Source organism: Streptomyces sp. NPDC044106, assembly GCF_056433985.1.
Window position 1 is genome coordinate 1 of record NZ_JBWKFZ010000026.1, and the last position, 25,213, is coordinate 25,213.

General features: G+C 70.9%; 23 protein-coding genes. 4 read left to right on the forward strand and 19 right to left on the reverse strand.

Annotated elements, in window-relative coordinates:
• Nucleotides 1-143: 143 nt before the first annotated feature.
• The 4 genes from AC07DI_RS33690 to AC07DI_RS33705 form a co-directional block, all read right to left on the reverse strand.
• On the reverse strand, nt 144-815 hold the full coding sequence (locus AC07DI_RS33690) for a response regulator (protein WP_478908400.1): 672 nt from the start codon (nt 813-815) through the stop codon (nt 144-146).
• Nucleotides 812-2,113: a sensor histidine kinase gene (locus AC07DI_RS33695; RefSeq protein ID WP_478908402.1), complete on the reverse strand. Its 1,302-nt coding sequence runs from the start codon at nt 2,111-2,113 to the stop codon at nt 812-814. The genes AC07DI_RS33690 and AC07DI_RS33695 overlap by 4 nt, the downstream gene beginning before the upstream one ends.
• Before the next feature lie 96 nt (nt 2,114-2,209).
• Complete coding sequence (locus AC07DI_RS33700; RefSeq protein ID WP_478908404.1) at nt 2,210-3,019, reverse strand: ABC transporter permease; 810 nt, start codon at nt 3,017-3,019, stop codon at nt 2,210-2,212.
• Entirely contained in the window at nt 3,016-3,960 is a 945-nt protein-coding gene (locus AC07DI_RS33705) for an ATP-binding cassette domain-containing protein (protein ID WP_478908406.1), read from the reverse strand. Before AC07DI_RS33705 ends, AC07DI_RS33700 begins: the two co-directional genes overlap by 4 nt.
• Nucleotides 3,961-4,123: 163 nt before the next feature.
• On the opposite strand from AC07DI_RS33705, the gene AC07DI_RS33710 reads away from it, so the two are divergent.
• Nucleotides 4,124-4,687 carry a GNAT family N-acetyltransferase gene (locus AC07DI_RS33710; protein WP_478908408.1) on the forward strand — a complete coding sequence of 188 codons (564 nt, stop codon included), beginning with the start codon at nt 4,124-4,126 and terminating at the stop codon, nt 4,685-4,687.
• 160 nt (nt 4,688-4,847) lie between these two features.
• Here the strand turns inward: AC07DI_RS33710 and AC07DI_RS33715 are convergent, their stop codons facing one another.
• Together AC07DI_RS33715 and AC07DI_RS33720 are read right to left on the reverse strand one after the other, a co-directional pair.
• Nucleotides 4,848-5,438, reverse strand: coding sequence for an NADPH-dependent FMN reductase (locus AC07DI_RS33715; protein WP_478908410.1), 591 nt, complete (start codon nt 5,436-5,438; stop codon nt 4,848-4,850).
• A 50-nt stretch (nt 5,439-5,488) separates the two neighbouring features.
• On the reverse strand, nt 5,489-7,093 hold the full coding sequence (locus AC07DI_RS33720) for an MFS transporter (protein WP_478908412.1): 1,605 nt from the start codon (nt 7,091-7,093) through the stop codon (nt 5,489-5,491).
• Nucleotides 7,094-7,160: 67 nt separating this feature from the next.
• On the opposite strand from AC07DI_RS33720, the gene AC07DI_RS33725 reads away from it, so the two are divergent.
• Nucleotides 7,161-7,841 carry a TetR/AcrR family transcriptional regulator gene (locus AC07DI_RS33725; protein ID WP_478908414.1) on the forward strand — a complete coding sequence of 227 codons (681 nt, stop codon included), beginning with the start codon at nt 7,161-7,163 and terminating at the stop codon, nt 7,839-7,841.
• Nucleotides 7,842-7,949: 108 nt separating this feature from the next.
• Here AC07DI_RS33725 and AC07DI_RS33730 read toward each other — a convergent pair whose 3' ends face one another.
• From AC07DI_RS33730 to AC07DI_RS33785, 12 genes are all read right to left on the reverse strand, one after another.
• Nucleotides 7,950-9,656 carry a type IV secretory system conjugative DNA transfer family protein gene (locus AC07DI_RS33730; protein ID WP_478908416.1) on the reverse strand — a complete coding sequence of 569 codons (1,707 nt, stop codon included), beginning with the start codon at nt 9,654-9,656 and terminating at the stop codon, nt 7,950-7,952.
• Nucleotides 9,646-11,049 carry an ATP-binding protein gene (locus AC07DI_RS33735; protein ID WP_384261433.1) on the reverse strand — a complete coding sequence of 468 codons (1,404 nt, stop codon included), beginning with the start codon at nt 11,047-11,049 and terminating at the stop codon, nt 9,646-9,648. Before AC07DI_RS33735 ends, AC07DI_RS33730 begins: the two co-directional genes overlap by 11 nt.
• Before the next feature lie 21 nt (nt 11,050-11,070).
• Nucleotides 11,071-12,630: an SCO6880 family protein gene (locus tag AC07DI_RS33740; protein WP_384261435.1), complete on the reverse strand. Its 1,560-nt coding sequence runs from the start codon at nt 12,628-12,630 to the stop codon at nt 11,071-11,073.
• Nucleotides 12,627-13,979 carry a hypothetical protein gene (locus tag AC07DI_RS33745; RefSeq protein WP_478908419.1) on the reverse strand — a complete coding sequence of 451 codons (1,353 nt, stop codon included), beginning with the start codon at nt 13,977-13,979 and terminating at the stop codon, nt 12,627-12,629. The genes AC07DI_RS33740 and AC07DI_RS33745 overlap by 4 nt, the downstream gene beginning before the upstream one ends.
• Complete coding sequence (locus AC07DI_RS33750) at nt 13,969-14,817, reverse strand: DUF8175 domain-containg protein (protein WP_478908421.1); 849 nt, start codon at nt 14,815-14,817, stop codon at nt 13,969-13,971. Before AC07DI_RS33750 ends, AC07DI_RS33745 begins: the two co-directional genes overlap by 11 nt.
• A gap of 234 nt (nt 14,818-15,051) precedes the next feature.
• Nucleotides 15,052-15,360: a hypothetical protein gene (locus tag AC07DI_RS33755; protein WP_055570172.1), complete on the reverse strand. Its 309-nt coding sequence runs from the start codon at nt 15,358-15,360 to the stop codon at nt 15,052-15,054.
• A 504-nt stretch (nt 15,361-15,864) separates the two neighbouring features.
• Nucleotides 15,865-16,587 carry a DUF4232 domain-containing protein gene (locus tag AC07DI_RS33760; protein ID WP_478908423.1) on the reverse strand — a complete coding sequence of 241 codons (723 nt, stop codon included), beginning with the start codon at nt 16,585-16,587 and terminating at the stop codon, nt 15,865-15,867.
• Between the two features lie 210 nt (nt 16,588-16,797).
• On the reverse strand, nt 16,798-17,046 hold the full coding sequence (locus AC07DI_RS33765) for a DUF397 domain-containing protein (RefSeq protein ID WP_478908424.1): 249 nt from the start codon (nt 17,044-17,046) through the stop codon (nt 16,798-16,800).
• A 610-nt stretch (nt 17,047-17,656) separates the two neighbouring features.
• Complete coding sequence (locus AC07DI_RS33770; RefSeq protein WP_478908426.1) at nt 17,657-18,556, reverse strand: hypothetical protein; 900 nt, start codon at nt 18,554-18,556, stop codon at nt 17,657-17,659.
• 19 nt (nt 18,557-18,575) lie between these two features.
• The gene (locus AC07DI_RS33775; RefSeq protein WP_478908428.1) at nt 18,576-19,883 is read right to left on the reverse strand and encodes a DUF7224 domain-containing protein; all 1,308 of its coding nucleotides are present in this window, start codon (nt 19,881-19,883) and stop codon (nt 18,576-18,578) included.
• A complete protein-coding gene (locus AC07DI_RS33780; protein ID WP_384261453.1) occupies nt 19,883-20,680 on the reverse strand; it encodes an ATP-binding cassette domain-containing protein in 798 nt (265 codons plus the stop codon). Before AC07DI_RS33780 ends, AC07DI_RS33775 begins: the two co-directional genes overlap by 1 nt.
• A gap of 33 nt (nt 20,681-20,713) precedes the next feature.
• A complete protein-coding gene (locus AC07DI_RS33785; protein WP_478908429.1) occupies nt 20,714-21,136 on the reverse strand; it encodes a hypothetical protein in 423 nt (140 codons plus the stop codon).
• Nucleotides 21,137-21,387: 251 nt separating this feature from the next.
• Between AC07DI_RS33785 and AC07DI_RS33790 the strand changes: the two genes are divergently transcribed.
• Both AC07DI_RS33790 and AC07DI_RS33795 read left to right on the forward strand, forming a co-directional pair.
• Nucleotides 21,388-22,398 carry a C40 family peptidase gene (locus AC07DI_RS33790; RefSeq protein ID WP_478908514.1) on the forward strand — a complete coding sequence of 337 codons (1,011 nt, stop codon included), beginning with the start codon at nt 21,388-21,390 and terminating at the stop codon, nt 22,396-22,398.
• A gap of 282 nt (nt 22,399-22,680) precedes the next feature.
• Complete coding sequence (locus tag AC07DI_RS33795) at nt 22,681-23,430, forward strand: phosphatase PAP2 family protein (RefSeq protein ID WP_478908431.1); 750 nt, start codon at nt 22,681-22,683, stop codon at nt 23,428-23,430.
• A gap of 89 nt (nt 23,431-23,519) precedes the next feature.
• Here AC07DI_RS33795 and AC07DI_RS33800 read toward each other — a convergent pair whose 3' ends face one another.
• The gene (locus AC07DI_RS33800; protein WP_478908433.1) at nt 23,520-25,124 is read right to left on the reverse strand and encodes an FAD-binding oxidoreductase; all 1,605 of its coding nucleotides are present in this window, start codon (nt 25,122-25,124) and stop codon (nt 23,520-23,522) included.
• Nucleotides 25,125-25,213 lie beyond the last annotated feature (89 nt).

Genomic DNA, 25,213 nt, shown 5'->3' on the forward strand with positions numbered 1-25,213 from the left:
TACTGCAGGGGGGACCCTGTGGGAGAGTAGGACGCCGCCGAACTAATTTTGAATGGGAAACCCCCGCACCTTATGGTGCGGGGGTTTTCTGCGTTTACGGGGTCTCTGCGGACGTGGCCCGACACAGTCCCGGAATTCCCCGTTCACGACGGGCTCACCAGTCTCGTGTCGTACGCGAGAATCACCGCCTGCACTCTGTCTCTCGCTCCCGTCTTCGCGAGGATGCGGCCCACGTGCGTTTTCACCGTGGACTCCGCGAGGTGCAGACGGGTGGAGATCTCCGCGTTCGTCCAGCCCTGGCCTATGACCGTGAGGATTTCGCGTTCCCGGTCCGTGAGTGAGGCCAGACGAGGATGATCCGCCGGGTCCGCGAGAGCGGTGCCGGCCGTGGGAAGACGGTCGGCGTAGGTGTCGAGGAGACGGCGGGTGAGGCTGGGCGCCACCACGGCGTCACCCGAGGCGACCGCGCGGATTCCGGAAAGGAGTTCCTCGGGCAGCGCGTCCTTGATGAGGAATCCGGAGGCGCCGGCGCGCAGCCCGTCGTACGCGTACTCGTCGAGGTCGAACGTCGTGAGGATCAGGACGCGGGTGCGGTCGCCCGACGCGGTGATGCGTCGCGTGGCCTCGATGCCGTCGAGGCCCGGCATGCGGATGTCCATGAGGACCACGTCGGGGTGCAGCTCGGCAGTCATGCGGATCGCCTCGCTGCCGTTGCCCGCCTCTCCTGTCACCGTCATGTCGTCCTGGCTCTCCAGGAGCATGCGGAAGCCGAAGCGCTGCATGGGCTGGTCGTCGACGATGAGAACGGTCGTCACGGTGTCTCGCTGTCCTTCGGGAGATGGAGGTGGACCCGCCAGCCGCCCGGCGGGCCCGGGCGCGGCCCGGCCTCAAGTGTGCCGTCGTACAGGGAAGTTCGCTCGCGCATGCCGGTGAGCCCGCGCCCGGCCCCGGAACCGGAACCGGGACTGGAGCCTGAACCAGGCCCCGGCCCCGGGACGCCGAGTGTGCCGCCTGTGCCGGTGTCCATGACGTCCACGGTGACGCCGCCGTCGGTGTAGGCCACGTCGACGGTCGCGGTGGCGTTCGGCCCCGCGTGCTTGAGCGTGTTGGTGAGGGCCTCCTGGATGACGCGGTAGACGGTGAGCTGGCGTCCCGCGGGAACCGCGTCGGGGTGGCCGCGCACCGTGCTGCGTACGGGGAGACCCGCGGCACGTACGCCGTTGATGAGCTGGTCGAGGTCGGTCAGGGCGGGCTGCGGGGAGCGCGCGGCGGTGACGGCGGAGGCGGAGGTGGTAGCGGTGCCGGGGGCCTGCGGGGTGTCGTCGCGCAGGACGTCCAGGAGGCGGCGGAGTTCGGAGAGGGCCTGGCGGCTGGTCGTGCCGATGGCTTCGAGGGCCTGCGCGGCGCGCTCGGGGGACCTGGCGGCGGCGTACGCACCGCCGTCCGCGAGGCTGGTGATGACGGAGAGGTTGTGGCCGATGATGTCGTGCATCTCGCGGGCGATGCGGGTGCGTTCGGCGGCCGTGGCGAGCTGGGCCTGCTGGTCGCGCTCGACTTCGAGGCGGAGGGCGCGCTCGACGAGGGCCTGGGTGTGGTCCCGGCGGGAGCGGACGGCGATGCCCGCGAGCGCGACCACCACGAAGGACCAGATCTGGGGCACGATCAGCTGGTCCCAGCTGTCCTTCGGGTAGGCGAAGGCGCAGACGACCATGGGCAGCGCCGTCATCGCGGCTGCCCTGCCGAGGGTCTTCAGGGGCAGCCGCAGCGCGATGTTGAACACGACGATGAACTGGATCAGGGCGGCCTGAAGCCAGGCGCCCGTCCAGTTGCTGGCCACGGTCGTCGCCGCCATCACCGCGAGGGCGACCAGCGGGTGGCGGCGGCGCCACAGCAGTGGAGCGGAGAGGCCGACGCTCATCAGGACGATGGAGCCCTGCGACACATCGGGGTCGGCCGCGGTGTTGCGCCAGTCGCCGGCGCCGTCGGTGAGGGCGGCGACGATGAAGAAGCCCGTCACCAGGACGTCCCAGACCAGCGGGCGGCGCCGGTCGAAGGCGCGCACCCGCTGGGTGGAGCGTTGGAGGTACCGGGTGAGGGGGTGGGGCTCGATCACGGCTCCATCCTCGTCCACGCTTTCGGCCGACGGCCCGGGTCCGGGTCCGGATCGCACTTCGTCAACGGCCCGGGCCGGGGTCCGGATCGCACTTCGTCATACGTCCCGCCGCTTGAGCAGCACGGACGCGGCGGCGATGAGCGCCGCGGCCCAGAGGGCGAGCGTGAGCAGGGCGGTGCCGGGGGCGATGGTGTCCTCCACGCGGGCCACCGAGCCGAGCGAGCTCGCCGCCTGGGCGGGGAAGTAGCTGACGGCGGTCTCCACGGGGCCGAACGGCAGCATCGCGGCGACCTCGGGAAGGATCAGCACGCATCCGACGAACGCGCCGATGGCGCCGGGCACCGAGCGCAGCAGGGCGCCGAGGCCCAGGGCGATGAGGCTGAGCAGGGTGAGGGACGCGGCGCTGGTGGTGAGGGCGGCGAGAACGCCGTCGTCGGTGAGGGAGAGCTTCTTGTCGCTGTCGGAGAGCCAGATCTGGGCGGTCAGGAACGTGCCGACGTTGGTCACCAGGCACACGGTGAAGGCGACGCCCGTGAAGACCGCGGCCTTGGACCACAGGACGGGCAGGCGGTTCGGGGCGGCGGTGAGGGAGGCGCGGATCATGCCTGTCGAGTACTCGCCCGCGGTGACGAGGATGCCGAGGACGGCGAGGCAGATCTGGGAGAGCTGCGTGCCGAAGAGGGTGAAGACGACGGTGTCGATCTCGGCGTCGTCCCCGTCGTAGGTGACGCCCATCGTGATGCCGATGGCGAGTACCAGGGCGGCCGCCGTGATCAGCGTGATCCACGTCGAGCGGAGCGTCCACAGTTTGTGCCACTCGGAGCGGAGGATGCCCTTGGTGCTCAGGCGGTACGCGGCCCGGGTGGGCGCGGCGGGCTTCGCGGGCGAGGTGGTGAGGGTGCTCATGCCGCTGCTCCTTCGGGTCGCGGGGCGCCCGCCGGGGCGGCGTACTCGACGGAGTCCCGGGTGAGGTTCATGAACGCCTGCTCCAAGGAGGCGTGCTGCGGGGTGAGTTCGAGGAGGGGGATGCCGTGGCCCGCGGCGGTGCGGCCGATGTGCTCGGCGTCCGTGCCGCGCACGTCGAGGACGCCGGGGGTGAGGCCGGTGACCTGCACGCCGGGGGCGGCGAGCAGGTCGGTCAGGAGTCCGGCCTCCGGGGTGACGACCTTGACGGAGCCGGTGCCCGACTCGCGTACGAAGCGTTCGACTGTGGTGTCCGCGAGGAGCTTGCCGCGGCCGATGATCACCAGGTGGTCCGCGGTCAGCGCCATCTCGCTCATGAGGTGGGAGGAGACGAGGACGGTGCGGCCCTCGGCGGCGAGGGACTTGAGGAGGTTGCGGATCCACAGGACGCCCTCGGGATCGAGGCCGTTGACCGGTTCGTCGAGGATGACCGTGGCCGGGTCGCCGAGCAGGGCGGCGGCGATGCCCAGGCGCTGGCCCATGCCGAGGGAGAAGCCCTTGACGCGCTTGCGGGCGACCTCGTGGATGCCGGCCAGTTCGAGGACCGCGTGCACACGGCTCTTCGGGATGGAGTGCGTGTGGGCGAGCGCCATCAGGTGGTGGTACGCGGAACGGCCCGGGTGGATGGAGCGGGCCTCCAGGAGGGCGCCCACCTCGTGCAGGGGCGCCGGGTGAGTGGCGTAGGCGCGGTCGCCGATGGTGGCGCGGCCACGGGTGGGGGCGTCGAGGCCGAGGAGCATGCGCATGGTGGTGGACTTGCCCGCGCCGTTGGGGCCGAGGAAGCCGGTGACGGTGCCGGGGAGGACCTCGAAGCTGAGGTCGTCGACGGCCTTCTTCGCGGGCTTGCCGCCGTAGTGTTTGGTCAGTCCGTATGCCCTGATCATGTCTACGATGCTGGCGTTCGCGGTGGCGCGGATCGTCGGACCGGGGGCGGGTACGGGCGGACGCGGGTAGTACCCGGGTACGACGGCGACCCCGATGTCGCGATGCGGATCGCGATGCGGATATCGCGTTGCGCGGGCGCGGGCCGTCGCTGAGGATCTCGCCATGGATCATCAGTACGCCGTACGTGCCGTCCGTCCCGACGAATGGCCGCGGGCCAGGGAGCTCCGCCTCGCCGCGCTGCGGGACCCCGCGGCGCCGGTCGCCTTCCTGGAGACGTACGAGGACGCCGCCGCGAGGCCGGACTCCTTCTGGCGCGAGCGGGTGTCGGGGATGTCGGGGCGGCTGCGCAGCCGGCAGTTCGTGGCGGAGGGGGAGCACGGGGTGTGGGCGGGTTCGGTGACCGTCCTGGTCGAGGAGGCCGGGACGGAGGACTTCTTCGGCGGGGAGATCGCACAGCGGCAGGGGCATCTCGTGGCGGTCTACGTGCGTCCGGAACACCGGGGCAGCGGGGGCGCGACGGCCGCGCTGTTCGAGGCGGCTGTCGGGTGGGCGTGGTCCCTGGAGGGCCTTGAGCGGGTGCGGTTGTTCGTCCATGAGGCCAATCCGCGGGCGCAGGCCTTCTACCGCCGGTTCGGGTTCGTACGCAGCGGGGTGACGGTGCCGGTGCCGGAGGATCCCTCCGCGCGGGAGTACGAGTTGGTGTTGAGGCGGCCTGAGCGGCAGTGAGGGGAGGGGCGGGGCGGGATGGTCGTGCCGATGGCTTCGAGGCCTGCCCGGCAGGGCGCCGGGACGCGCCGTCCGGGGACGAGTCCGGACGGCGCGTCCACGACGGCCCTGTCTCACAACCTGGTTGCCTGCCTCACGACCTGGTTGCCTGTCTCACAACCTAGTTGTAAGGGTGTGCCGTGCGGGCCGTGCGCAGGGCGTTCGCCCACCAGGCCAGCTGGTCCAGCATCACCTTGGCGGCGCCCGCCGCGCCGTCCTCGCCGTACGCCCGGCCGCCCTCGCCGAAGTGGTTCCAGGCGTTGTGGAAGCTGACGACCTCGCGGACCGTGACGCAGTGCAGCTCGGCGAAGACCAGGCGGAGCTGTTCGACGGCGCGCAGGCCCCCGCCGTGGCCGCCGTAGGAGACGAACGCGACCGGCTTGGCCTCCCACTCGGTGCGGTGCAGGTCGATGAAGTGCTTGAGGGCGCCGGGGAAGCTGTGGTTGTACTCCGGGGTGATGACCACGTACGCGTCGGCGGCGTCGATCCGCTCGGCGAGCGTGGTGAGGGCCGGTGTGCGATCGGTGCCCCAGTCCGGGTGGGCGGAGGGCAGCTCCAGGCCGGCGACGTCGATGACGTCCAGGGTGTAGCCGGTGTGCCGCTCGGCGAGGGTGGTGAACCAGTCGGCGACGGTGGGGCCGAAGCGGCCGTCGCGGGTGGAACCGATGATGACGGCGAGGCGGAGGGGGGTGGAGTTCGGGGTGGTGGACATGGTGATGCTCTCCTCAAAGGTGTGTGACGGAAGAGTAGTTCGGGGATGGATCAGTGCGTCTGTGCTGCGGGCGCGGGTGCGGGTGCCTTTGCGGGGCCGGGTCCGAATTCGGCTGCGGGTGTCGGCGTAGGCACGGGTGACGGGGCCGGGGATTCCGCCGTACGTCCTCCCGTACGTCCTCCCGTACGTCCTCCCGTACGCACCCGCAGCAACCGGTGGACCACGAGTGCGAGCCCGCCGATGACGCCCGCCACCACCCAGAGGGTGATCCGCCACGCCTCGGTGAACTGATCGGCGTGGCCGCCCGCGCCGGCCGTGATGCGGCCCGCGAGCTCCGCCGAGCCGACCCGGGATTCCACCAGGGCGAGCAGCAGCGCGCCGAAGAGGGTGAGCACGACGGCGCCGGTGCCGCCGCGGACCGTGTTGAGGAAGCCCGATGCCATGCCGATCTGCGCCGGTTCGACCATGCCGAGCGCCTGGGCGTCGATGATGCCGAGGGACAGGCCCTGCCCGGCGCCGACGGTGAGCAGGGGCCCGGCGAGCGCGGCCGTGGAGATGCCCGGGTGCAGGGTAGTCAGCCAGATGTTGCCCGCGGCGATCAGGAGCAGTGAGAGGACGAGCAGGCCGCGGGCGGGGACGCCGCGGTTGACGAGGCGGGCGCCGAGCGGGGGCAGGGCGAGGACGGGCACGGTCATCAGGAGCAGGATCAGGCCTGCCGCACGGGCCGAGGTGCCGCTGGTGCCCTGGAGGTAGGTGGGCAGGAAGACGAGGACGCCGGTGGTGCCCGCGCCGAGCCCGAAGGCGCCGAGCGACCAGCCGAGGAAGGCGGGGTTGCGGGCCAGGGTGAGGTCGAGGATGGGCCGGCCGCCGGTGGTGGCGAGGCGCTTCTCCACGCGTACGAAGGCGGTGAGCAGCGCCGCGCCCACGGCCAGCGGCAGGAGCGTGGCCGCCGAAGTCCAGCCGGACTTGGAGCCCTGCGTGACGGCGAACAGGGTCAGGGAGAGCCCGCCGATGAAGGTGGCGGCACCGGCCTTGTCGACGCGCGGCGGGGCGTCGGCGCGGGACTCGGCGAGGAAGCGCGTGCCGGTGAGGACGAGGGCTCCGGCGGCGGCGAAGACGAGGAACGTGGCGCGCCAGCCGAGGCCGTCCACCGTCCATCCCGCGAAGGTGGGGCCGGTGGCGAGGCCGATGCCCGCCGTGGTGCCGAGGGCGGCGAACACCTTGGTCCGGGCGGCTCCGGTGAAGGTGGCGGCGAGCAGGGAGCCGCCGCTCGCCATGACGCCCGCGGCGCCCACGCCGGAGAGCAGGCGGGCGGCGTCCAGGAGCAGGATGTGGTGGGCGAAGGCGGAGCCCAGGGTGCCGGCCGAGTAGAGCGCGGCGCCCGCGGTGAGGACGCGGCGGCGGCCGAAGATGTCGCCGAGCGAGCCCGCGACGAGCATGAAGGAGGAGGCGGCGAGGAAGTAGCCGACGACCACCCACTGGAGGGCCGCGCCCGACGCGTCGAGGTCGGAGCCGATGCGGGGCAGGGCCACGGTGGTGCCGGACATCACCATCGGCAGGGTGAGCATGCCGAGGAGGACGACGAGGAGGGTCAGGGCGGGGTGGCCGCTGCGGATGCCGGGCCGCGGGGCCTGTGGAGCGGTCTCGGTAGGCATGCGAGTAAAGTACAACGAGCGTTGTAGTAATTACAACGGTCATTGTAATTTTTCTGGGAGAGGTGAGATGGCGAGCAGGACCGAACAGGGCGGGGGCGAGCAGAAGCCCCTGCGCAAAGGGATGTTGGAGAAGCGCCGGGCCATCACGAGCGGCGCCCGCACCGTCTTCGGACGCGAGGGGTACACGCGGGCGAGCATCGATGCCATCGCGGCCGAGGCCGGTGTCTCCACGCGCACCATCTACAACCACTTCGGCGACAAGGAAGGCCTCTTCCGCGCCGTGCTGCTGGAGAGCGCGGCGTCGGTGACCGAGGCCGCGGAAGCCCTCTTCGAACGGCATCTGCGCAAGGTCCGCGACGTCGACGAGGACCTCCTCGACCTCGCCCGCGACTGGGTCGGGCAGGGCGCGGCGCACCCCGGGCACTTCTCCGTCGTACGCCAGATCATTCCGGAGGCCGGGCGGCTGCCCGCGGAGGTCATTGAGGAATGGCAGCGGATCGGGCCGCGGGCGTCCCAGGAGGCGCTGGGGCGCTGGCTCCTGGAGCTGGGGCGGCAGGGCCTGCTCGCCGTTGACGAGGCGAACGCGCGCAAGGCGGCGCGGCACTTCGCGTTCCTGGTGGGCGGCAGCGTGACGGCCGAGTCGTACTTCGGGGCGCTGCGGCTGGAGGAGGAGGCGGTCGAAGAGCTGGTGCGGGACGGGGTGGGGATCTTCCTGCGGGTGTACGGGGTGCGGGGGGACCGTACGTAAGCGGGGCGCCGTGCGTAAGCGGGGCACCGTACGTAGGCGGGGCACCGTACGTAGGCGGGACTTCGCGTACGCGGTCCGGGGTCCCCGGCCGGGTCCGGAAGATCGGCCCTAGCCGGTCGGTAGTTCCGCGTCCGGCCAGCGGGCCCTGCCCTGTTCCCGTGAGCGGAGCAGGGCCAGGGTCGGCAGGCCGCGCTTCGCCCCTTCGCTGAGCAGCTCCGGCAGTTGCGGCAGCGGCGCCACGGCGGCGACGTCGTCGAGGACCAGCGTCATTGGTGGGTCGAGCCGACCGGAGGATGACCGTTCGGCCATGCGCCGGCCGTGCTCGACCACGCTGGAGGCGAGTGCCGTGAGGAGGGGCATGGCACCCGGGCCCTGGTGGGACTTGGGATCCTCGATCGCCTCACCCACCACAAAAAGCGTGCCCCCTTCATGCACAAAGGAATCCAGAGTGAGCGCATCAGTTCGGTTAGGTGTGCAGGATTCGCGTACGTGGACCGTGAAGAGCGCGGAGAGGGCGCGGGCCGTCAACTCCTGGGCGATGTCGCGCCGTTCCGGGTACGCGGTGAGGGCGGCCTCCAGCTCACCCGCGGCGCCGGACGACGCCTTGGGGTGCGTACGGAGGATGCGTACCGCCTCTTGCACCTGGGTGCCCTGCGACCAGCGGTGCACGGCCTTCATGGGCTTGTCGCCCACCGCGGCCGCGTGCAGGAAACTGCGCATCAGGGTCCGGGCCGTGTCCGCCACGGCGGCGTCCAGCTTCGCGGCCGGTCTTATCGGCGCGAGGAGCGCGACGGCACGCTGATCCGCCGTCTCCTTGTCCCGGCAGCCGGCGGTGGGTGACCAGTGCAGGCGGGCCGGGGTGTCGCACAGGTGCGCCGGGTCGTAGAGCAGGACGGGGCCGAGCTTGGCCCTGGCGTCCTTCGTCTCGGCCCACAGAGTGGGGTCGGAGGTGAGGACGAGGGCCGCGCCCTCGGCGTCGCGGATGGCTTCGACGGCGTGGGGGCGTCTGGTCGCCGGGCTGCCGAGGAGCAGGGGGCCTCCCGGCGGGGGTGACGGGAAGGGGGTGCTGTTCTCCGCGCCTCCGGCGCGGGGGCCTCCGGCCGGGCGGGCCGGGGACGGGGCCCCGTTCTCCGCGCCTCCGGCGCGGTTCTCCCACCCGCCGACCCTTTCCACCTGCGACTCCATGCCTCCGGCATGGGTGGCTTGGGCGGGGACCTCAGTGCTCTCCGCACCTCCGGCACGGACGGGCCGGGCGGGGACTTCGGTCGGCTCCGTGCCTCCGGCACGAGGCTCCTGGGCCGGGACCGGGGTGTTCTCCGTGCCTCCGGCACGGGGCCTGTACATGTCACCCGACGCCCCTGTCCCTGCCACCGCTCCCGCCCCCGCCGCCTCCCGGCGGACCCTCCGCACCGCGCGCCACCGCGCCACCGTGCCCATCACGAAGACGGTCAGCACGATCAGGATCATCAGCTGGCCGATGAACAGGCCCCAGAAGAGGCCGTATCCGGAGAGCTGGTCCGGTGGGGTCCGGGGCCAGGCGCCCGCCAGGTCATGGGGCTGTCCGGCCAGGTGGCGTACGGCCGGCGGCGTATGGCCGAAGGAGACGTTCTCCGGCCAGGAGCCGTGCGCGAAGCGGCCCGCGAGGTTCGCGGCCGTCCAGACGAGCACGGTCGCCCCGAGGAGGAACGCGAGGAAGCCGACCAACAGTCCGTCCGGGACTCCCCGTTGAGGGCCGCCCCGTTGAGTACCGCCCCGATCGTGGGAGTGGGGACCCCGCCCGCGCGGGGGCCCACCCCGTTCCCAGTCATCCCGCATGCTGCTCCATGTACGCCGCTGCCCGCTCCGCCGCCTCCAGCTCGGCCGCCCGCATCGCGTCGTCGGCCGGTACGTCGTCGGGGAGGTCCGCCGACGACTCGGTCATGGCGCGGTCGGTGAAGACCAGCGGGCGTTCCGTCTCCGTGATCAGGTGTTTGACCACCTGGACGTTGCCGTTCACGTCCCACACCGCGATGCCTGGGGTGAGCGTGGGAATGATCTCCACGGCCCACCTCGGGAGGCCGAGCACCCGGCCCGTCGCCCGCGCCTCGTCGGCCTTCTGGGCGTAGATGGTCCGGGTGGACGCCATCTTCAGGATCGCCGCCGCCTCCTTGGCCGCCGCTCCGTCCACCACGTCGCTGAGGTGGTGGACCACCGCCACGAACGACAGGCCGAGCCGTCGGCCGAACTTCAGCAGCCGCTGGAAAAGCTGCGCCACGAAGGGGGAGTTGATGATGTGCCAGGCCTCTTCCACCAGGAAGATGCGCTTCTTGCGGTCCGGCCGGATCCACGTGTGCTCCAGCCAGACGCCCACGATCGCCATCAGGATCGGCATCGCGATGGAGTTCCGGTCGATGTGGGACAGGTCGAAGACGATGAGCGGGGCGTCGAGGTCGATGCCGACCGTCGTCGGGCCGTCGAACATGCCCCGCAGGTCGCCGTCGACGAGGCGGTCGATGACCAGTGCCACGTCAAGGCCCCACGCCCGGACGTCGTCTATGGCCACGTTCATCGCCTCGGCCGACTCCGGCTCGGGGTGGCGCAGCTGCTCGACGATGTCGGTCAGGACGGGCTGGCGCTCCACGATGGTCTCGTTCACGTACGCGTGCGCGACCTTGAGGGCGAAGCCGGAGCGCTCGTCCAGGCCGTGGCCCATCGCGACCTCGATGATCGTGCGGAGCAGCGCCAGCTGGCCCGTCGTCGTGATCGCCGGGTCCAGCGGGTTGAGGCGGATGCCCATGTCCAGGGCCGCCGTCGGGTCGAGGCGGATGGGAGTTATCCCCAGCTCCTGGGCGATGAGGTTCCATTCGCCGACGCCGTCCTCGCCCTGGGCGTCGAGGACGACGACCTGGCGGTCCTTGAAGCGCAGCTGGCGCAGGACGTACGTCTTCTCCAGGGCCGACTTGCCGTTGCCGGACTCGCCGAGCACCAGCCAGTGCGGCGCGGGCAACTGCTGCCCGTACAACTGGAACGGGTCGTAGATGTACCCCTTGCCGGAGTACACCTCACGCCCGATGATCACACCCGAGTCGCCGAGGCCCGGCGCGGCCGTCGGGAGGTAGACCGCCTGGGCCTGCCCCGTCGACGTACGTACCGGGAGCCTGGTCGTCTCGATCTTCCCGAAGAGGAAAGCGGTGAAGGCGTCCGTGAGGACGGTCAGCGGATCCCGCATCTGGGCAGCCTGCCTCTACGTCTAGCGTCGGATGCCGGTCGCGAACGGCAGCGTGTTGACGAAGGCCCTGTGGTGCTCGCGGTCGCACCACTCCAGCTTCAGATACGACTTGCCGGCGGAGGCGCGGATGGTGCGCTTGTCGCGCGCGAGCGCCTCCGGGGAACGGGACGAGACGGTGATGTAGCCGACCAGGTTGACACCGGCCGCGCCGCTCGCCAGATCCTCGCCGCGCTGGTCGAGGCGGGAGTGCGAGGCGACGTCGCGGGGGTCGATCGTGCGGTTCATCTTGGCCTGCCGACTGGCCTCGGCCTCGTCGTTCGTCTTCTCGGTCAGCATCCGCTCGATGGCGACCTCCGTGGGTTCGAGGTCCATCGTCACGGCGACCGTCCTGATGACGTCCGGGGTGTGAACGAGCAGGGGAGCGAGGAAGTTGACGCCGACGGGGGTCATCGGCCACTCCTTCACCCAGGCCGTGGCGTGGCACCAGGGGGCGCGGGTGGAGGACTCGCGGGTCTTGGCCTGGAGGTAGGTGGGCTCCATGGCGTCGAGCTCGGCCGGCCAGGCGTTGCGCTTCGTCATCGCCTGGATGTGGTCGATGGGGTGGTCGGGGTCATACATGGAGTGGACCAGGGAGGCGAGGCGGCCCTGGCCGAGCGGCTGCCGTACGCGGATGTCCGCCTCCTGCAGCCGCGAGCAGATGTCGGTCAGCTCGCGCGCCATGACGACGGCGAGACCGGCGTCCTTGTCGAGCTTCCTGCCGCCCTGCGGGCGGGCCGCGCGCGCCATCGCCTGCGCCTCGGCGGCCAGGTCGCGGGAGTAGTGCATGCAGGCGACGAGGTAGGCGCGGTGCTGCTCGCTGCTGGTCGACACCATCGACTGCAACTGTTCGTAGGACTGCTGGAGCCACGGAAGCGCCCGCGTGTCCCCCCGTACGCTGACGTCCTTGGCGTGCGCGTCGGGGTCGGCGGGCAGCGTACGGGCGAGCATCTGCAGACGGGTGACGAAGCCGTCGCCGTTCGCGACGTGCTTGAGGAGCGTGCCGAAGCGGTCGACGAGGGCCTCCTGGTCCTCGCTGTCGCGCAGCCCGACGCCAGGACCCTCGATCTCGATGGCGGCGGTGACGGTGCGCCGGTCCGCGTGCAGCAGGACGGCGATCTCGTCAGGACCGAAGGGCGCGGCCAGCCAGTTGATCCGGCCGATCCCGGGCGGCGGCCCGACCTCGACCTCCCTGCCGTCGAGCCGGATGCCGGCCTCGGCGACGGCCGAGCGGTAGCCGGTGCCGCGCTTCAGGGTCCGCTTGTAGCTGCGGTTGATCTCGAACCACTTGTAGAAGGTGCGGCCCTTGTACGGGACGTAGACGGCCGCGATGGCGAGCATCGGCAGGCCGGACAGCAGGACGATGCGCAGGGAGAGGACGGGAACGAGGAGCCCGCACATCATGCCGAGGAACGCCCCCACGATGATCAGGGCGATCTCCCCGGTCTCGCGGTTCTTGCCGACGATCGCGTTCGGCCGCGCGCGGCCGATCAGATATGTGCGGCGGGGCGCGACCGGTTGGGACACGTGGGACTGGGTCGTCAACGCCCTTCACCTCCCGTGCGGTTGGTACTGCTGGTGCGGGAACCGCCGCGGTTGCCCGCGTGCGGTGTGTCCGTCGCGCTGCTCTTGCGCGGCGGGGGTGCGGCGGAGGGGACGGATCCGCCGCCGTTCGAGGAGCCGCCGCCTCCGGAGGGACGGCCGCTGTGGGCGGCGACGCCGCCGCTCGCGGGGTTGGCCGGGCGTGCCTGGCCGCCGCTGCCCTGGTTACCGCCGCCGCTGCCGTTGCCGCGGGCGCTGTGGGTCTTGATGCCCTGCGAGACGAGGGAGGCTGGGGAGCTGATCACGGCGGCGGCCTTGTTCTCGGCGCCGCGCATGATGCGGTTGTCGCGGGAGCCCGCGATCTCGTCGCCGAAGCCGGGGACGAAGCGGTAGATCATGGCGCTCGCGAAGATGGCGAGCAGGATGATCGACAGCCCGGAGACGACCGCCGAGAAGGAGTCGGGCCCGTCGTCGGCGGAGAGCGCCCCGGCGAGACCGAGCACGATGACGATGATCGGTTTGACCAGGATCACCGCGATCATGATGCCCGCCCAGCGGCGGACGTGCGACCACAGGTTTTTGTCGACGAGGCCCGCGTACACGACGGTGCCGAGGAGCGCTCCTACGTAGAGGAGCGCCGCCCTGATCACCAGCTCCAACCAGAGGATGCCGGCGGCGAGGATCGACACGAGCGAGACGACGATCAGCATGATCGGCCCACCGCCTATGTCGTCGCCCTTCTTGAGCGCGCCGGAGAACGTCCCGAAGAACGTGTCCGTCTGACCGCCCGTCGCCTTCGCGATGACGTCCGTGACGCCGTCGGCCGCCGAGACGACGGTGTACAGGATCAGCGGCGTGAAGGCGGAGGCGAGGACGGTGAGCCAGAGGAACCCGATCGCCTCGGAGAGCGCGGTGGTGAGCGGCACGCCGCGGACCGCCCGCTTGGCGACCGCGAGCAGCCACAGGAGCAGCGTCAGGATGGTCGACGCGGCGAAGACGACGGCGTACTGCTGGAGGAACTTGGGGTTCGTGAAGTCGACGTTCGCGGTCTCCTTCACGGCCTCGGAGAGCTTGTCGACGGTCCAGGACGCGGCGTCGGCACAGCCCTTGGCCAGGGAGCTGAGGGGGTCCAGGGAGTCGGGGAGGGGTGGGGAGGCGGGGTATTTGCCGTCGCCGGAGCTGGCGCCGGATGAGCCTTTTTCGCAGTATTTTTTGGCGGGGCCGTGGATGAGATCGCAGGCGTCGTCCTTGGGATCCGGCGCGGCGAAGGCACGCGTCGCGAACAGGATCGCCGCGCTCTGCACGGCTGCCACGGTGGCGCTGAGTCGAAGTACGTGGCGGCTACCGGGCATACGTGAACCCTCCGTACCCTTGGACCGCTTTCGCGATTTCGTCCGAGCTGGACGCACGGTCGTCACCCGGGACCGGGGCGGGGCCGTCCTTCTGGGAGTGTGTGACTGCCTTCCAGCCGCCGTCGATCCACTCGAGCTTCATGGTGATCGTGAACCAGCTGTTGGTAACCGGTTTCGTGGACTTCTCCCCGGCCAGCCCGAGCAGACCGCTGCACCAGACCTCCACCGTCGCGTTGTTGTCGGAGAAGGCGGTGACCTTGGTGCCGATCGGGGTCGTGCGGGAGATGAACTGGTAGCCCTTCGGTGTCGAGCCGTCCTCGTTCAGCCCCACGTTCTTGAAGAACGGAGCCGTGTAGGCCCTGTCGAGCTCGGCCTGGAACTTGGCGACGCTGGACGGGGCCATGACGGTGTTGAGGATCGTGTTGCGCTTGTTCTTGTCGAACATCTCCGCTGAGCCGAGAGGCACCGCGAAGTTCGCCGCCGCACTCTGCGCCCCCTGCTCGGTCTTGGCGAACCCCGACGGGATCCCCGCGTTCTTGCCCCCCACCGGCTTCTCCCCGGAGGGCGCCGTCGACGCGGCCTCCGGCTTCTTGCCGTCCCCGCCCCCCGAAGAGGAATCGTCCCCTCCGCGGTTGGCGAAGGCGATCGCCGCGATGAGCAGGACCACGACGCCGACCACCGTGACCAGGCTCCGCGAGGACGACCGTCCGGGGCGGCCGGATCTGCGCTGGCCGCCGTAGACGTCGTCGCTCCCGCCGTCTCCCTCGGGAAGCCGCGTCCGGGTCTCCCCCGAGCCGCCGAGGAAGAGGCCGTCCTTCCGCTCGTCGTCGGGACTCATGCCGCGTACGCCCCCTCAACCTCTCGCTGGGCCGCCGCGCGGGACACGTACGACGGTGGCCGTGCTGGTTTCCGCGCAGGCGCGGTGTGGTGACTCGACATCAGGGAGTTGCAACCTCAGCCGGTGGGCACGACGGATGGGTGGGGGAGTGGGGACAGGGAGAAGGGGGACGTCGGTGGGGGGGGGAGGGGAGGCGGAGGCGAGCGGGGGACCGCCGGCCTGCGCCGGGCCGTACTAGACCGCCATGCCGTAGACGATCGTGAAGAGCGTGCCGAGCGAACCGATGATGAAGACGCCGGTGAGACCGGCGATGATCAGGCCCTTGCCCTGCTCCGCGCTGAACGTGTCGCGCAACGCCGTCGCACCGATGCGCTGCTTCGCCGCGCCCCAGATCGCGATGCCGAGACAGAGGAGGATGGCGATCGCCATCACGACCTCGATCATCACGCGCGCCTCGTTGCCCAGGCTCCCGAAGGGACCCCAGTCGGGGGCGATCCCGCCGATGATGGTGGTGATGTCGCCCTTTTCGGCTGCCATAAGCATGTGTAACTCACCGCCCCTAGTGGGTTGTTCTGTCACCTCTGCCTACCTCAGTACAGAGGACAGCTCATTCTCGCCGACAAACCGGCCTGCGCATGCCGCCTTGGCGCCATTCGTTGGCTGACTTCGTGCGCTTCCTCGCACATGACGCCCGGTTACTCTGTGTATCACGCGGTACGACGCCGGGCAATGACGGCCCGGCGTGCCTCTGACCAGGTGTTAAGTGACCCGAGCCCCGGTGGACCCACGGGTTGCGCGGGAACGGTCACCGAAGCGGTAGGCAGAGCTGGACTTTGCGCCGTCGGCTCGTTTGCGTGCGATGGCTCACTTGTGGAGGGCGCCGGGGGCCGCGGACGCCTCCGGTCACCGTCGCCCAATTCACTCATCCTCGGCCTTGGTTGAGTGCGCGCCCGTCCCTCGGGCGTGGCGGGTGCTCGAACGGTGCCTGAACGCATGAAACCCCTGTGACCAGCACCTTCGCTGATCGCAGGGGTCTGCTTGGCTACCTCAGCCCGCGGGGGAATCGCTGGCCTTGACGACCGGTCCGATGGCCAGCTCGGTGCCGCCACCGTCCTCGCTCACCGGCAGCGTGCCGGCGGGCCAGGCGATGGTGACGGTCTTCGTCTCGTTCGGCGGCGTCACGAGAATCTTGGCGATGCGTACGCCGGAGCCGCCGGTGTTGTTGATGGCGAACGTAATATTGAAGGCGGCGGACTCGCCGTCCTTGAGGACCGAGGGTCGGGCCTGCTCGCCGTTGCGGTCCACGGAAACGGTGTCGCCGGTGGCGGCCTTCAGGTCGACGCCCGCGTAGCCGTTGATCGAGCAGTCGCGGCCGCCGCCGTTCTTGAACTGGACGGTGACGACGCCTTCCGTCTTGTCGGTGGAGTTGTCGGTGGCCGTCACCTCGAGCTCGTCGCTGCGGCACATGCCGACCTTGCCGCCGTTGTTCGAACCGGCGCCCGCGGCGGTGCCTTGGCCGTCACCGGTGCCGGTGTCGCTGCCCTTCCCGCCGGTGCTGCCACCGCTGCCGCTGCCGCCGTTGCCGGTGCTGCCCTCGGTGGAGCCGCTGGAGCCGTCGCTGCCGCTGCCGCCCCCGTTCGCCTGGCCGCTGGAGGAGCCTGCGGGGGCCGCGTCCGTGCTGCCGTCGTCACCGTTGCAGGCGGTCAGGCCCAGGGTGCTGATCAGGGCGAGGCCTGCGAGGAGCGTCTTGGTGGCGTGGGCGTGCTTCATGAGGGACCCCGTGGGTGAGTGAGCGGTGGCGTGAGCAGGTGCGCTGGGCCGTTCTGCGAGGCCGTGTCGTCCGGCCTGGTGACCAGCGAAGCGGGTGCCGCCGCGACGGGGCAAGGGGCGCCGGGTGATCAGGAACGCTGGAATGCTCGCACCGGGTCTGACCTGCGGAAACGCCTCCTCCCTGGAACGCTGCCGTGGGACGCGCGGGCGTCAGGAAAGGTCGAACCCTTCCACGAAGTGGTCGAACTCTCCGGCCTGTACGCCGAGTACGAAGGCGTCCCACTTCTTGCGGTTGGTCGTGACGACGTTGTCCGGGTCGCTGGTCTCGCGGAGGTAGACGGCGTCGTCCGCGCCGAAGGCGATCTCGATCCAGGGGCCGGGGCCCTGCTCGTCCTCGGGGGCGGCGCGGATCCAGTCGAGGTCGGCGGGGATGGGCTTGGGGCTCGGGGTCTCGGTCATGGCTGGGGTGGGCGTCCCTTCCTGTGCGTTTTCGTAGGCGGTTGCGGTTGCGGTTGCGGTTGCGTGTGCGGCTTCGCTTTGGCGGGGGTCTGCGCCCCGGGTGTGTCTGTGGGGCGGGGCCGCGGGGGTATGTGCGTACTCGCTATCCCTGCGCCACGCTGCACGAACAATGGCGCTATCGCGGGCGAGGTGCTCCGTGCGCACATACCCCCACGTCCCCTCAGGCCGCTTCGGTGCCTGCGCCCAGTTTGGCGTTGCGGATCAGCACTGGGAACCATCCGGCAACTCCCCACCCAGAACGGGGCTTCCATGCACCCAACCGTATCCCCGCCCTGGACCTGCACCCTCCAACTCCCCCACGATCCCAGAGCCCCTCGCATCGCCCGAGTCACCCTGCGGGCGGTCCTGGAGACGTACGGGCCCGGCGAACTCGTGCCCTCCGCCGAGTTGCCGGCGGGGGAGTTGCTGAACAACGCGCACATCGGTGGGGGGCCTACCCGGTGGGAAGCGTGGGCGCGGGGAAGTTGCTGTGGGCCGAGGTCACGCCCGGCTCCCCGTGGCGGGGGAGCGGCGGGACCGGGGACCGAGGACCCGGCGAGCCGGGGCAAGGTCAGTTCTGCTCCGCCCGCTCCGTCTGCCGTGGTCCCGCTGTCGCCGACGCGCACGCGCCCGTCAGCCAGAGGGCTGCGGCTACGGTCGCGGCCGAGGTGCTGGAGGCGGGGTGGAGTGACCAGGCCCAGGGCTCGGGGGTGTTGTCGCTGGCTACGCCGAGGAGCAGCGTGGGGCCGAACACGGCCAGGGGGAGCAGCCAGGCGAGGCCGCTGCCGAAGAGGCGGGCGCTGAGCATGGCGAGGCCCAGGTAGCCGATGACGTTGCGGGCCGCCGAGGCGAAGACCTCGCCCGTGGCGCCGGCGAGCAGTGGCAGGGCGCTCAGGCCGAGGGCCAGGGCGAGGAGGGCGAGGAGGTACAGGCTGCGGTGGCGGATCATCGGCTGGGCCGAGGTCTGTTCCAGGTCGGCCATGGGGGAGAACAGTGTGGTGGCGAGGATGACCGCGTGGGCGAGCGGGACGACTTCGGCCACCGGCACGCTGAAGTCGACCAGGTAGCGGAACTCCGGTACCGCCACGCGCTGCCCCGCGAAGGCGGTCGCCGCCAGGGCGACGAGCAGCGCGGCGCTCGCGGCGCGGGGCAGGCCCCGGCAGCGTACGAAGGCGAGAGCGGCGCTCAGGCGGGGGTCGCGCGACCGGCTTGCCCGAGGGGCGGAATTCCCGGGGTTGGCCGGGGTGTTCGGTGTGGGGATTTCGGGGTTGGCCGGGGTGTTCGGTGCGGGGTTCTCGGGGTTGGCCGGGGTGTTCGGTGCGGGGGTTTCGGGGTTGGCCGGGGTGTTCGGTGCGGGGGTTTCGGGGTCGGCCGGGGGGCTCGGCGCGGGGCTCCCGGGGTCGGCCGGGGGGCTCGGCGCGGGGTTCTCGGAGTCGGTCGGGGTGTTCGGTGTGGGGTTCATGGGGGTCATAGCGGCACGGTCGATTCGCTCAGTGAGACGAGGGGAGCTCGGGGACGGGCTTGCACGCGCGGATGTCGTCGGCCGCGGCCTCGATCCACTCGTCCTGCTTCGCGCGCGGCGCGTCGGTGATCCGCTCCAGGGCGCGGCCGAACTCCTCGCCGTAGTACTCGCCGGGCGCCCCGATGCGGGAGCGGACGGCCGCTTCGAAGAGGAAGGTGTCCGGATAGCCGCCCGCCTTCTTGAGGAGGTGGGGGGCGCACTCCGGTGACGTGGGCTGGGGCAGGGCGGCGGAGAACATGGCGTCCGTCAGGTCGACCTGGCTCTCCGCGGGGGTCATCAGGGGGAGTTCGGCGGTGTGGCCCGCAGGGCGCTTGAGGCCGCTGGCGTAGAAGGCACGGTTGAGGTTGGAGAGGTCACCGAGGCCGGAGTCGACGGTGCGTACGGCGGCGCGGGCCTGCGGAAGCAGATGGCGGTCCTCCGGCCACAGGCATACCTTGGTGCGGCCGCTCGCGGCGCAGAGCGGCTGCGCGGGCTGCTCCTTGCGCACCGCCCAGTACGAGTCGGGCACCGGCGTGCGGAACGCCACGAGCGTGCCGCCCGCGACCAGCGCGACCACCGTGAGCGCCCCGAGGGCGAGCGGGCGCGGTGCGAGCGCGGCGCGGCGCCACAGCGCGGGGAGCGCGGTCAGGGCAAGGCCGAACGTCAGGCACCAGGCGGCGGCGATCAGCATGCGGGTCGTGTTCGGCTCGAACTCCGAGCTCCAGAACTCGTCTATCGCAGGGAACAGCTTGTCGAGCGGGGTGTCGGGGACGAACGCGACGAAGACGAAGAGGCCGTACCAGAAGATCCCCGCGAAGGGGGCGATCACACGGGAGGGGAGCGCCGAGCCGATGGCGACGCCGACGGCGATCTCCAGGCCCATCATTCCCGCGCCGAGCAGCAGCGGTGTCCACGCGGGCTCGTAGACATCACTGACGCCCGCGGTCCGCGAGAACGCTACGGCGATCAGGACGGCGTACGCGATCAGGGCCCACAGCCACACCGCGAGCCAGAGCAGCAGCGCCTGGGACCAGCCACCGCGTGCGGCGGTGTCGGCCCAGACCCTGGTGCGGTGGCGGAAGGCGCGGCCCGCGCCCCAGGCGGCCGCGGCGCTCATCACGGAACCCATCACGATCACCGAGAAGAGCTGGACCTGGAGGCTCGTCTGGTTCCACCAGCCGATCCAGTCGCTCTCGCCGGGGCTCTCCGCGCTGAGGTAGTAGACGCCGGCGGCTCCCATGAGCGCGGCGGCCCATTTGGCCTCGCCGCGGCGCATCTCGGTCAGCAGGACGCGCATCAGCTGGCCACCGCTTCCGTTCCGGCCAGATGCAGATATCCGGCTTCCACGGCTCCCCCGTCGACTTGCGTCTCCTCGGCGTCGGGTGGCAGGGCGCACAGTTCGGCGACCGTCCCCGTGAACCGGACCGTGCCTTCGAGGAGGACGGCGACCCGGTCGCACACATGAGCCACGTCCTCGGCGAGGTGGGTGCTCATCACCACCGCGCACCGATCGCCCAACTCCTGGATGAGGGAGCGGAATCCGACGCGCTGGGCCGGGTCGAGGCCGACTGTCGGCTCGTCGAGGAGGACCAGGGAGGGCTCGTTGACCATGGCCTGGGCGATGCCGACGCGGCGCAGCATGCCGCCGGACAGGGCGCCCATCCTGCGGTCGGCGTACTTCTCCATCTGCACCAGGCGCAGCGCCTCGCGGGCCCGCTCGCGCCGCTGCGCCGCCGGCACCTTGCGCAGCCACGCCGCGTACTCGGTGAACTCCATGACGGTGAAGCGGGGGTAGAACCCGAAGGACTGCGGGAGCACCCCGATCCGCCGTCGCAGGCGCTGCACGCGGGCCCGGCCGGGGGCCTCTTCACCGAGGAGGGTGACCGTACCGGAGTTGGGCCTGCGCGCCGTGCTCAGCAGGGACAACAGGGTGCTTTTCCCAGCGCCGTTGGGTCCGAGGAGGCCGGTGACCCCGGCGGGGAAGGTGAGGGATACGTCGTCGAGGGCGGTCGTCGAGCCGTACTGGACGGTGACGTCCGCGACCGCCGCGACCGGCTGGGAGCCGGTCGCGGCGGGGCTGTGGGGAGTGCTCACGTGATTCCTGAGTCCTGAGCCTTCAGTAGTGGATCAGTTCTGGGCGTTCACGTAACCGTAGGCCCGGCTGCCGGGGATGCCCGCCCAAGTGGCCTTGGTGTAGTACTTGCCACTCGTGCTGGTGCCCTTGTAACCGCCGCAGCCGTAGGCCTGCTTGTAGCTGCGGGAGGTGCTCGTGATCTTCGGGTCGGGGCGGAGGTTCTTGTCCTGGTAGATGTACGCGCTGAACGTCCGCGTGTCGTTCACCGGGACATCGCCGCAGACCTTGGCGTGACCGCTGCTCTTGCCCTTCCAGCGGTCACCGTCCTCCTTGCTGCCCGCGGTGGCGAGAGCGAACGGCAGCCTGCTCCCGCTGATCTCCGCGGCCACCGCACCCACAGTGGGCACGCCGATGGCGACCGCCGTCAGTGCGCCCAGGACCGCGAGCTTGCGCTTCCCCGTCAAAAGCTTGCGCATGAACTCTCCTAAAATCACGCCTACTTGGCCGTAACTGATTGGTCGGCGCTCACCGTAAAGGAGGAATCCGATCGTCCGCCGGTCATCTTTTCGGCTGTGCCGTTGATCACTTTCAGGTCGCCGCGGGGATGGGCTGGTGTATGGACACCCGCGGGCGTGCACCGATGCTCCCTGTCTGATCCACCCTGTTGTCGTACCGGACCTCTACACTGAGCGCCGTTGGGCTACCGGCGGGTGAGGGGTGGTTGACGGTGCGTAAGGCGTGGTTGATCGCGTCCGTCGGGACGAGCGGTGCCGCCGGCTTCGTCGCGCTGCTCGTCGTCGGGACGTACATGGCCGCGGGGAGCCTCGCGGGCGGGGCCACGGGTGAGTCCGTGGGGCTCGCCAAGGGAGCCGTGCCCGCCACCTACCAGCCCCTCGTGCAGAAGTGGGGCAATCTCTGCAAGGCGATCAACCCCGCCCTGCTCGCCGCGCAGCTCTACCAGGAGAGCGGCTTCAACCCGCGGGCCAAGAGCCCGGCCCAGGCGCTCGGCATAGCGCAGTTCATCCCCGGTACGTGGGCGACGCACGGCCTCGACGGCGACGGCGACGGCGACCGCGACATCTGGGACCCCCAGGACGCCATCCCGTCCGCGGCGTCGTACGACTGCAAGCTCGCCGGATACGTGAAGGACGCCCCCGGTGACCCGACCAAGAACATGCTCGCCGCGTACAACGCGGGCGCCTACGCCGTCATCAAGTACGGCGGCGTACCGCCCTACAGCGAGACCCAGAACTACGTGAAGACCATCACGAACCTCTCCAAGAGCTTCGCCCGGCCCGTCGGCCGGGTCGCGCCCTCCCGGCAGGCGGCCGGGGCCATCTACTACGCGCAGAAGAAGCTCGGCACCGAGTACCTGTGGGGCGGTAACGGCACCGCCGAGCAGAACGGCCGCTTCGACTGCTCGGGGCTCACACTCGCCGCCTACCGCACCGTCGGCATCACCCTGCCGCGCGTCGCCAACGACCAGTACAACGCGGGCCCGCACCCCAAGAGGGACGAACTGCTCCCCGGCGACCTGGTGTTCTTCTCCGACGACCTCACCAATTCCCGCGCCATCCGGCACGTCGGCATCTACGTCGGCGGCGGATACATGATCGACGCGCCGCGGCCCGGCGCCGTGATCCGCTTCGACCCGGTCGACACGCCCGACTACTTCGGCGCGACGCGGGTCACGGAGGACGGCGCCAAGGCCTTGCCGGACAAGCCGTCGGAGGTTTGACGACGCGCGCGGCCGGGGATGTCTGGAGCTTCGCCACACGGATGTGCGGACGGATATGCGGAGCCGGACGCACGGTGTGACGTGGCTTGAACTCTCGGTTAGAACACTCCCCTGAGCTGCGGCGACGAGTCTCTCTTCGGTAACGTCTCAGTGATCTTTCAGTGGAGAGTGGAACGGAGAACAGGGGATAGGGGTTCCCTTGACTGGACCGACCACGGGGGTTGATGGACGGGCGCACAGAAACGTGCGCCCATGGGCTAGGAGACAAGGGGCCGCAGCGCCATGGCTGGACTCGATGAATCCGGGTCGAACCCCGACGTCAGCCTGCTCTACGACATCAACGGCCTGGCGAAGGACTCCCCGTCCTGGCTCGACAGCGCCATGGCGTTCGTCGGGGAGTACGGCCTGCTGCTCGCCCTCGTGCTCCTCGTGGTGTGGTGCTGGTGGGGCCAGCGCAGGCGCGCCACCCTCGACGACGCCGCCTCCTCGGTCGCCGCCGTCGTCTGGACGCCGCTCGCCGCCGGCCTCGCCGTACTGGTCAACATCCCCATCCGCAGCTTCGTGGAACGACCGCGTCCATTCCGCGACCACCGTGGCCTGGAACTCCTCGCCGACGGCAAGAACGACTACTCCTTCGTCAGCGACCACGCGACGCTCGCCATGGCCGTCGGCGCCGGACTCTTCGTCGCCAACCGGAAGTTCGGCCTCGTAGGCCTCGGCCTCGCCGTCCTCGAAGGCTTCTGCCGCGTCTTCATGGGCGTGCACTACCCGACGGACGTCGTCGGCGGCTTCGCGCTCGGCACCGCCGTCGTCCTGCTCCTCTCGCCGCTCGCCATGGCGCTGCTCACGCCCCTCGCCAAGGCGATCGGGCGGACCCGGTACGCGGGCCGGCTGGTGTGGGACCGGAAGGCCGGGCCGGTCACGGCGTCGCTGAGCGGTACGGCGGCGACGTCACGGTCGGCGTCGCGGCCGTCATCGCCCTCGCCGTCGGGAGCCGCGGCGGATCCGGACGAGCGGGATCTCGCGGCGTAGCGGTTCCCGCTGTGCAGGCGGGGCTTCGAAGACAGGCTCGCAGCCCGTCGGTACCGGTGTACCGGTACGTACGCCGTCCCCCCGCGTTCCTACAGCGCCTGCGGGAAGTCGAAGAACCGCGCCGGGTCGTACTGCTTCTTCAGCTTCTTCAGGCGTGGCGCCGCGTCCCCGTAGTACGCCTCGCGCCAGTTCGTCAGCGTCGCGTCGGTGTAGTTCTGGTACGCCGCCCCGGACGCGTACCGCCCCATCGCCCCGTGCGCCTTTTTCAGCCATGCCTGCGCGGGCTTGCCGGACGTGCCCGCGCGCCACGACGCGATGTACTGCGCCAGCATGCGCGAGCGCCGGTGCACGAAGGCCGTCGCGGTCGGGTCGACGCGGTTGATGGCGCCGCCGAGCGCGGTGAGCGCGATGCTGCCCGCGCTCGCGCCCGTCACGTTCTCGATCTGCGACAGCAGCGCGCGGATGCCCGCCGCCGAGAGCGAACGGTCGAAGAAGTCCGAACTGGCCGCGTACGTCTCCCGGTTGAGCGCGCCCTGCCCGCTGCGTCCCGGGATCGCCCCGGACAGGTGGCACTGGGCGTCGGTGGGGAACGACGAGCAGCCCGCGTACACCTCCATCGCCTCCTCGTACGTACGCCGCTTCAAGGAGACGCTGCGGGCGGGCGCGCCGATCTTGTCGGCGAGGCGGTCGACGGCGTTCTGCAGCTCGCCGTACGTGCCGAGGGAGAAGCAGGCGACGGAGACGGTCGGGGTGCCGCCCGGGGTGTTCGCCAGGTGGAGGGAGGACCAGATCTCGTCCGGCTGGTCGGGCCCCCACGCCTGCCACGCCTTGACGACCGCCGCCGCCTTCGACCAGGGCCAGGTCATGTACGCGGAGACGCCCTGGGGCGCGGCGTGCGTACGGTACGTCAGCTCGGTGACGACGCCGAAGTTGCCGTTGCCCGCGCCGCGCAGCGCCCAGAAGAGGTCCTTGTTCTCGGACTTGGAGGCGGTGAGCTGCTTGCCGTCCGCCGTGATCAGCGTGGCGGAGGTGAGGCTGTCGCAGGTCAGGCCGTACGCCCGGGAGACCACGCCGTGGCCGCCGCCGAGGGTGAGCCCGGAGATGCCGACGGTCGGGCAGGAGCCCGCGGGGATGGTGACGCCCTTCGCGGCGAGCGAACGGTAGACGTCGATGAGCTTGGCGCCGCCGCCTGTCGTGGCGGTGCTCCCGCTCGCCCGTATCCGGCTCAGCTTCGACACGTCGATGATCAGCCGGCCGGTGCCGGATGACCAGCCCGCGTAGGAGTGGCCGCCGTTGCGTATCGCGACCGGGGTGCGGTGGGCGCGGGCGTACGCGAGGGCGGTGCGGATGTCGTCCGGGTGCGCGACGTAGGCGACGGCGGTCGGCTTCAGGTCGTCGAAGCGCGTGTTGTAGAGCTGGCGCGCCGCCGCCCAGTTGGCCTCGCCGGGCTGGACGAGGAGGCCGTCCAGGTCGCGGGCGAGGGCCTTGAGGGTGGCGGGGGAGGAGGCGGACGCGGACGCGGAGGCGTTGGCCGTTCTGATGGGGGTGCTGCTGCCGCCGGTACCGCTGCCGGTGGCGGCGGTGCCGCTTGCGCTGCGGGACGCGGTGCCGTCCGCGCCCTTGCCCGTGCAGCCCGCGACCGTCGCCGCGGCCAGCGCGGCCGCCGTCGTGCCGATGAACGTACGTCGTTCCATGACGCGCCTCCCGTTGCTTCCCGGAGAACGAGACGGTGTGCGGGGCCCGGGGGTTCCGGACGGACGGATGGAGGTTCGGGGAACGGGTG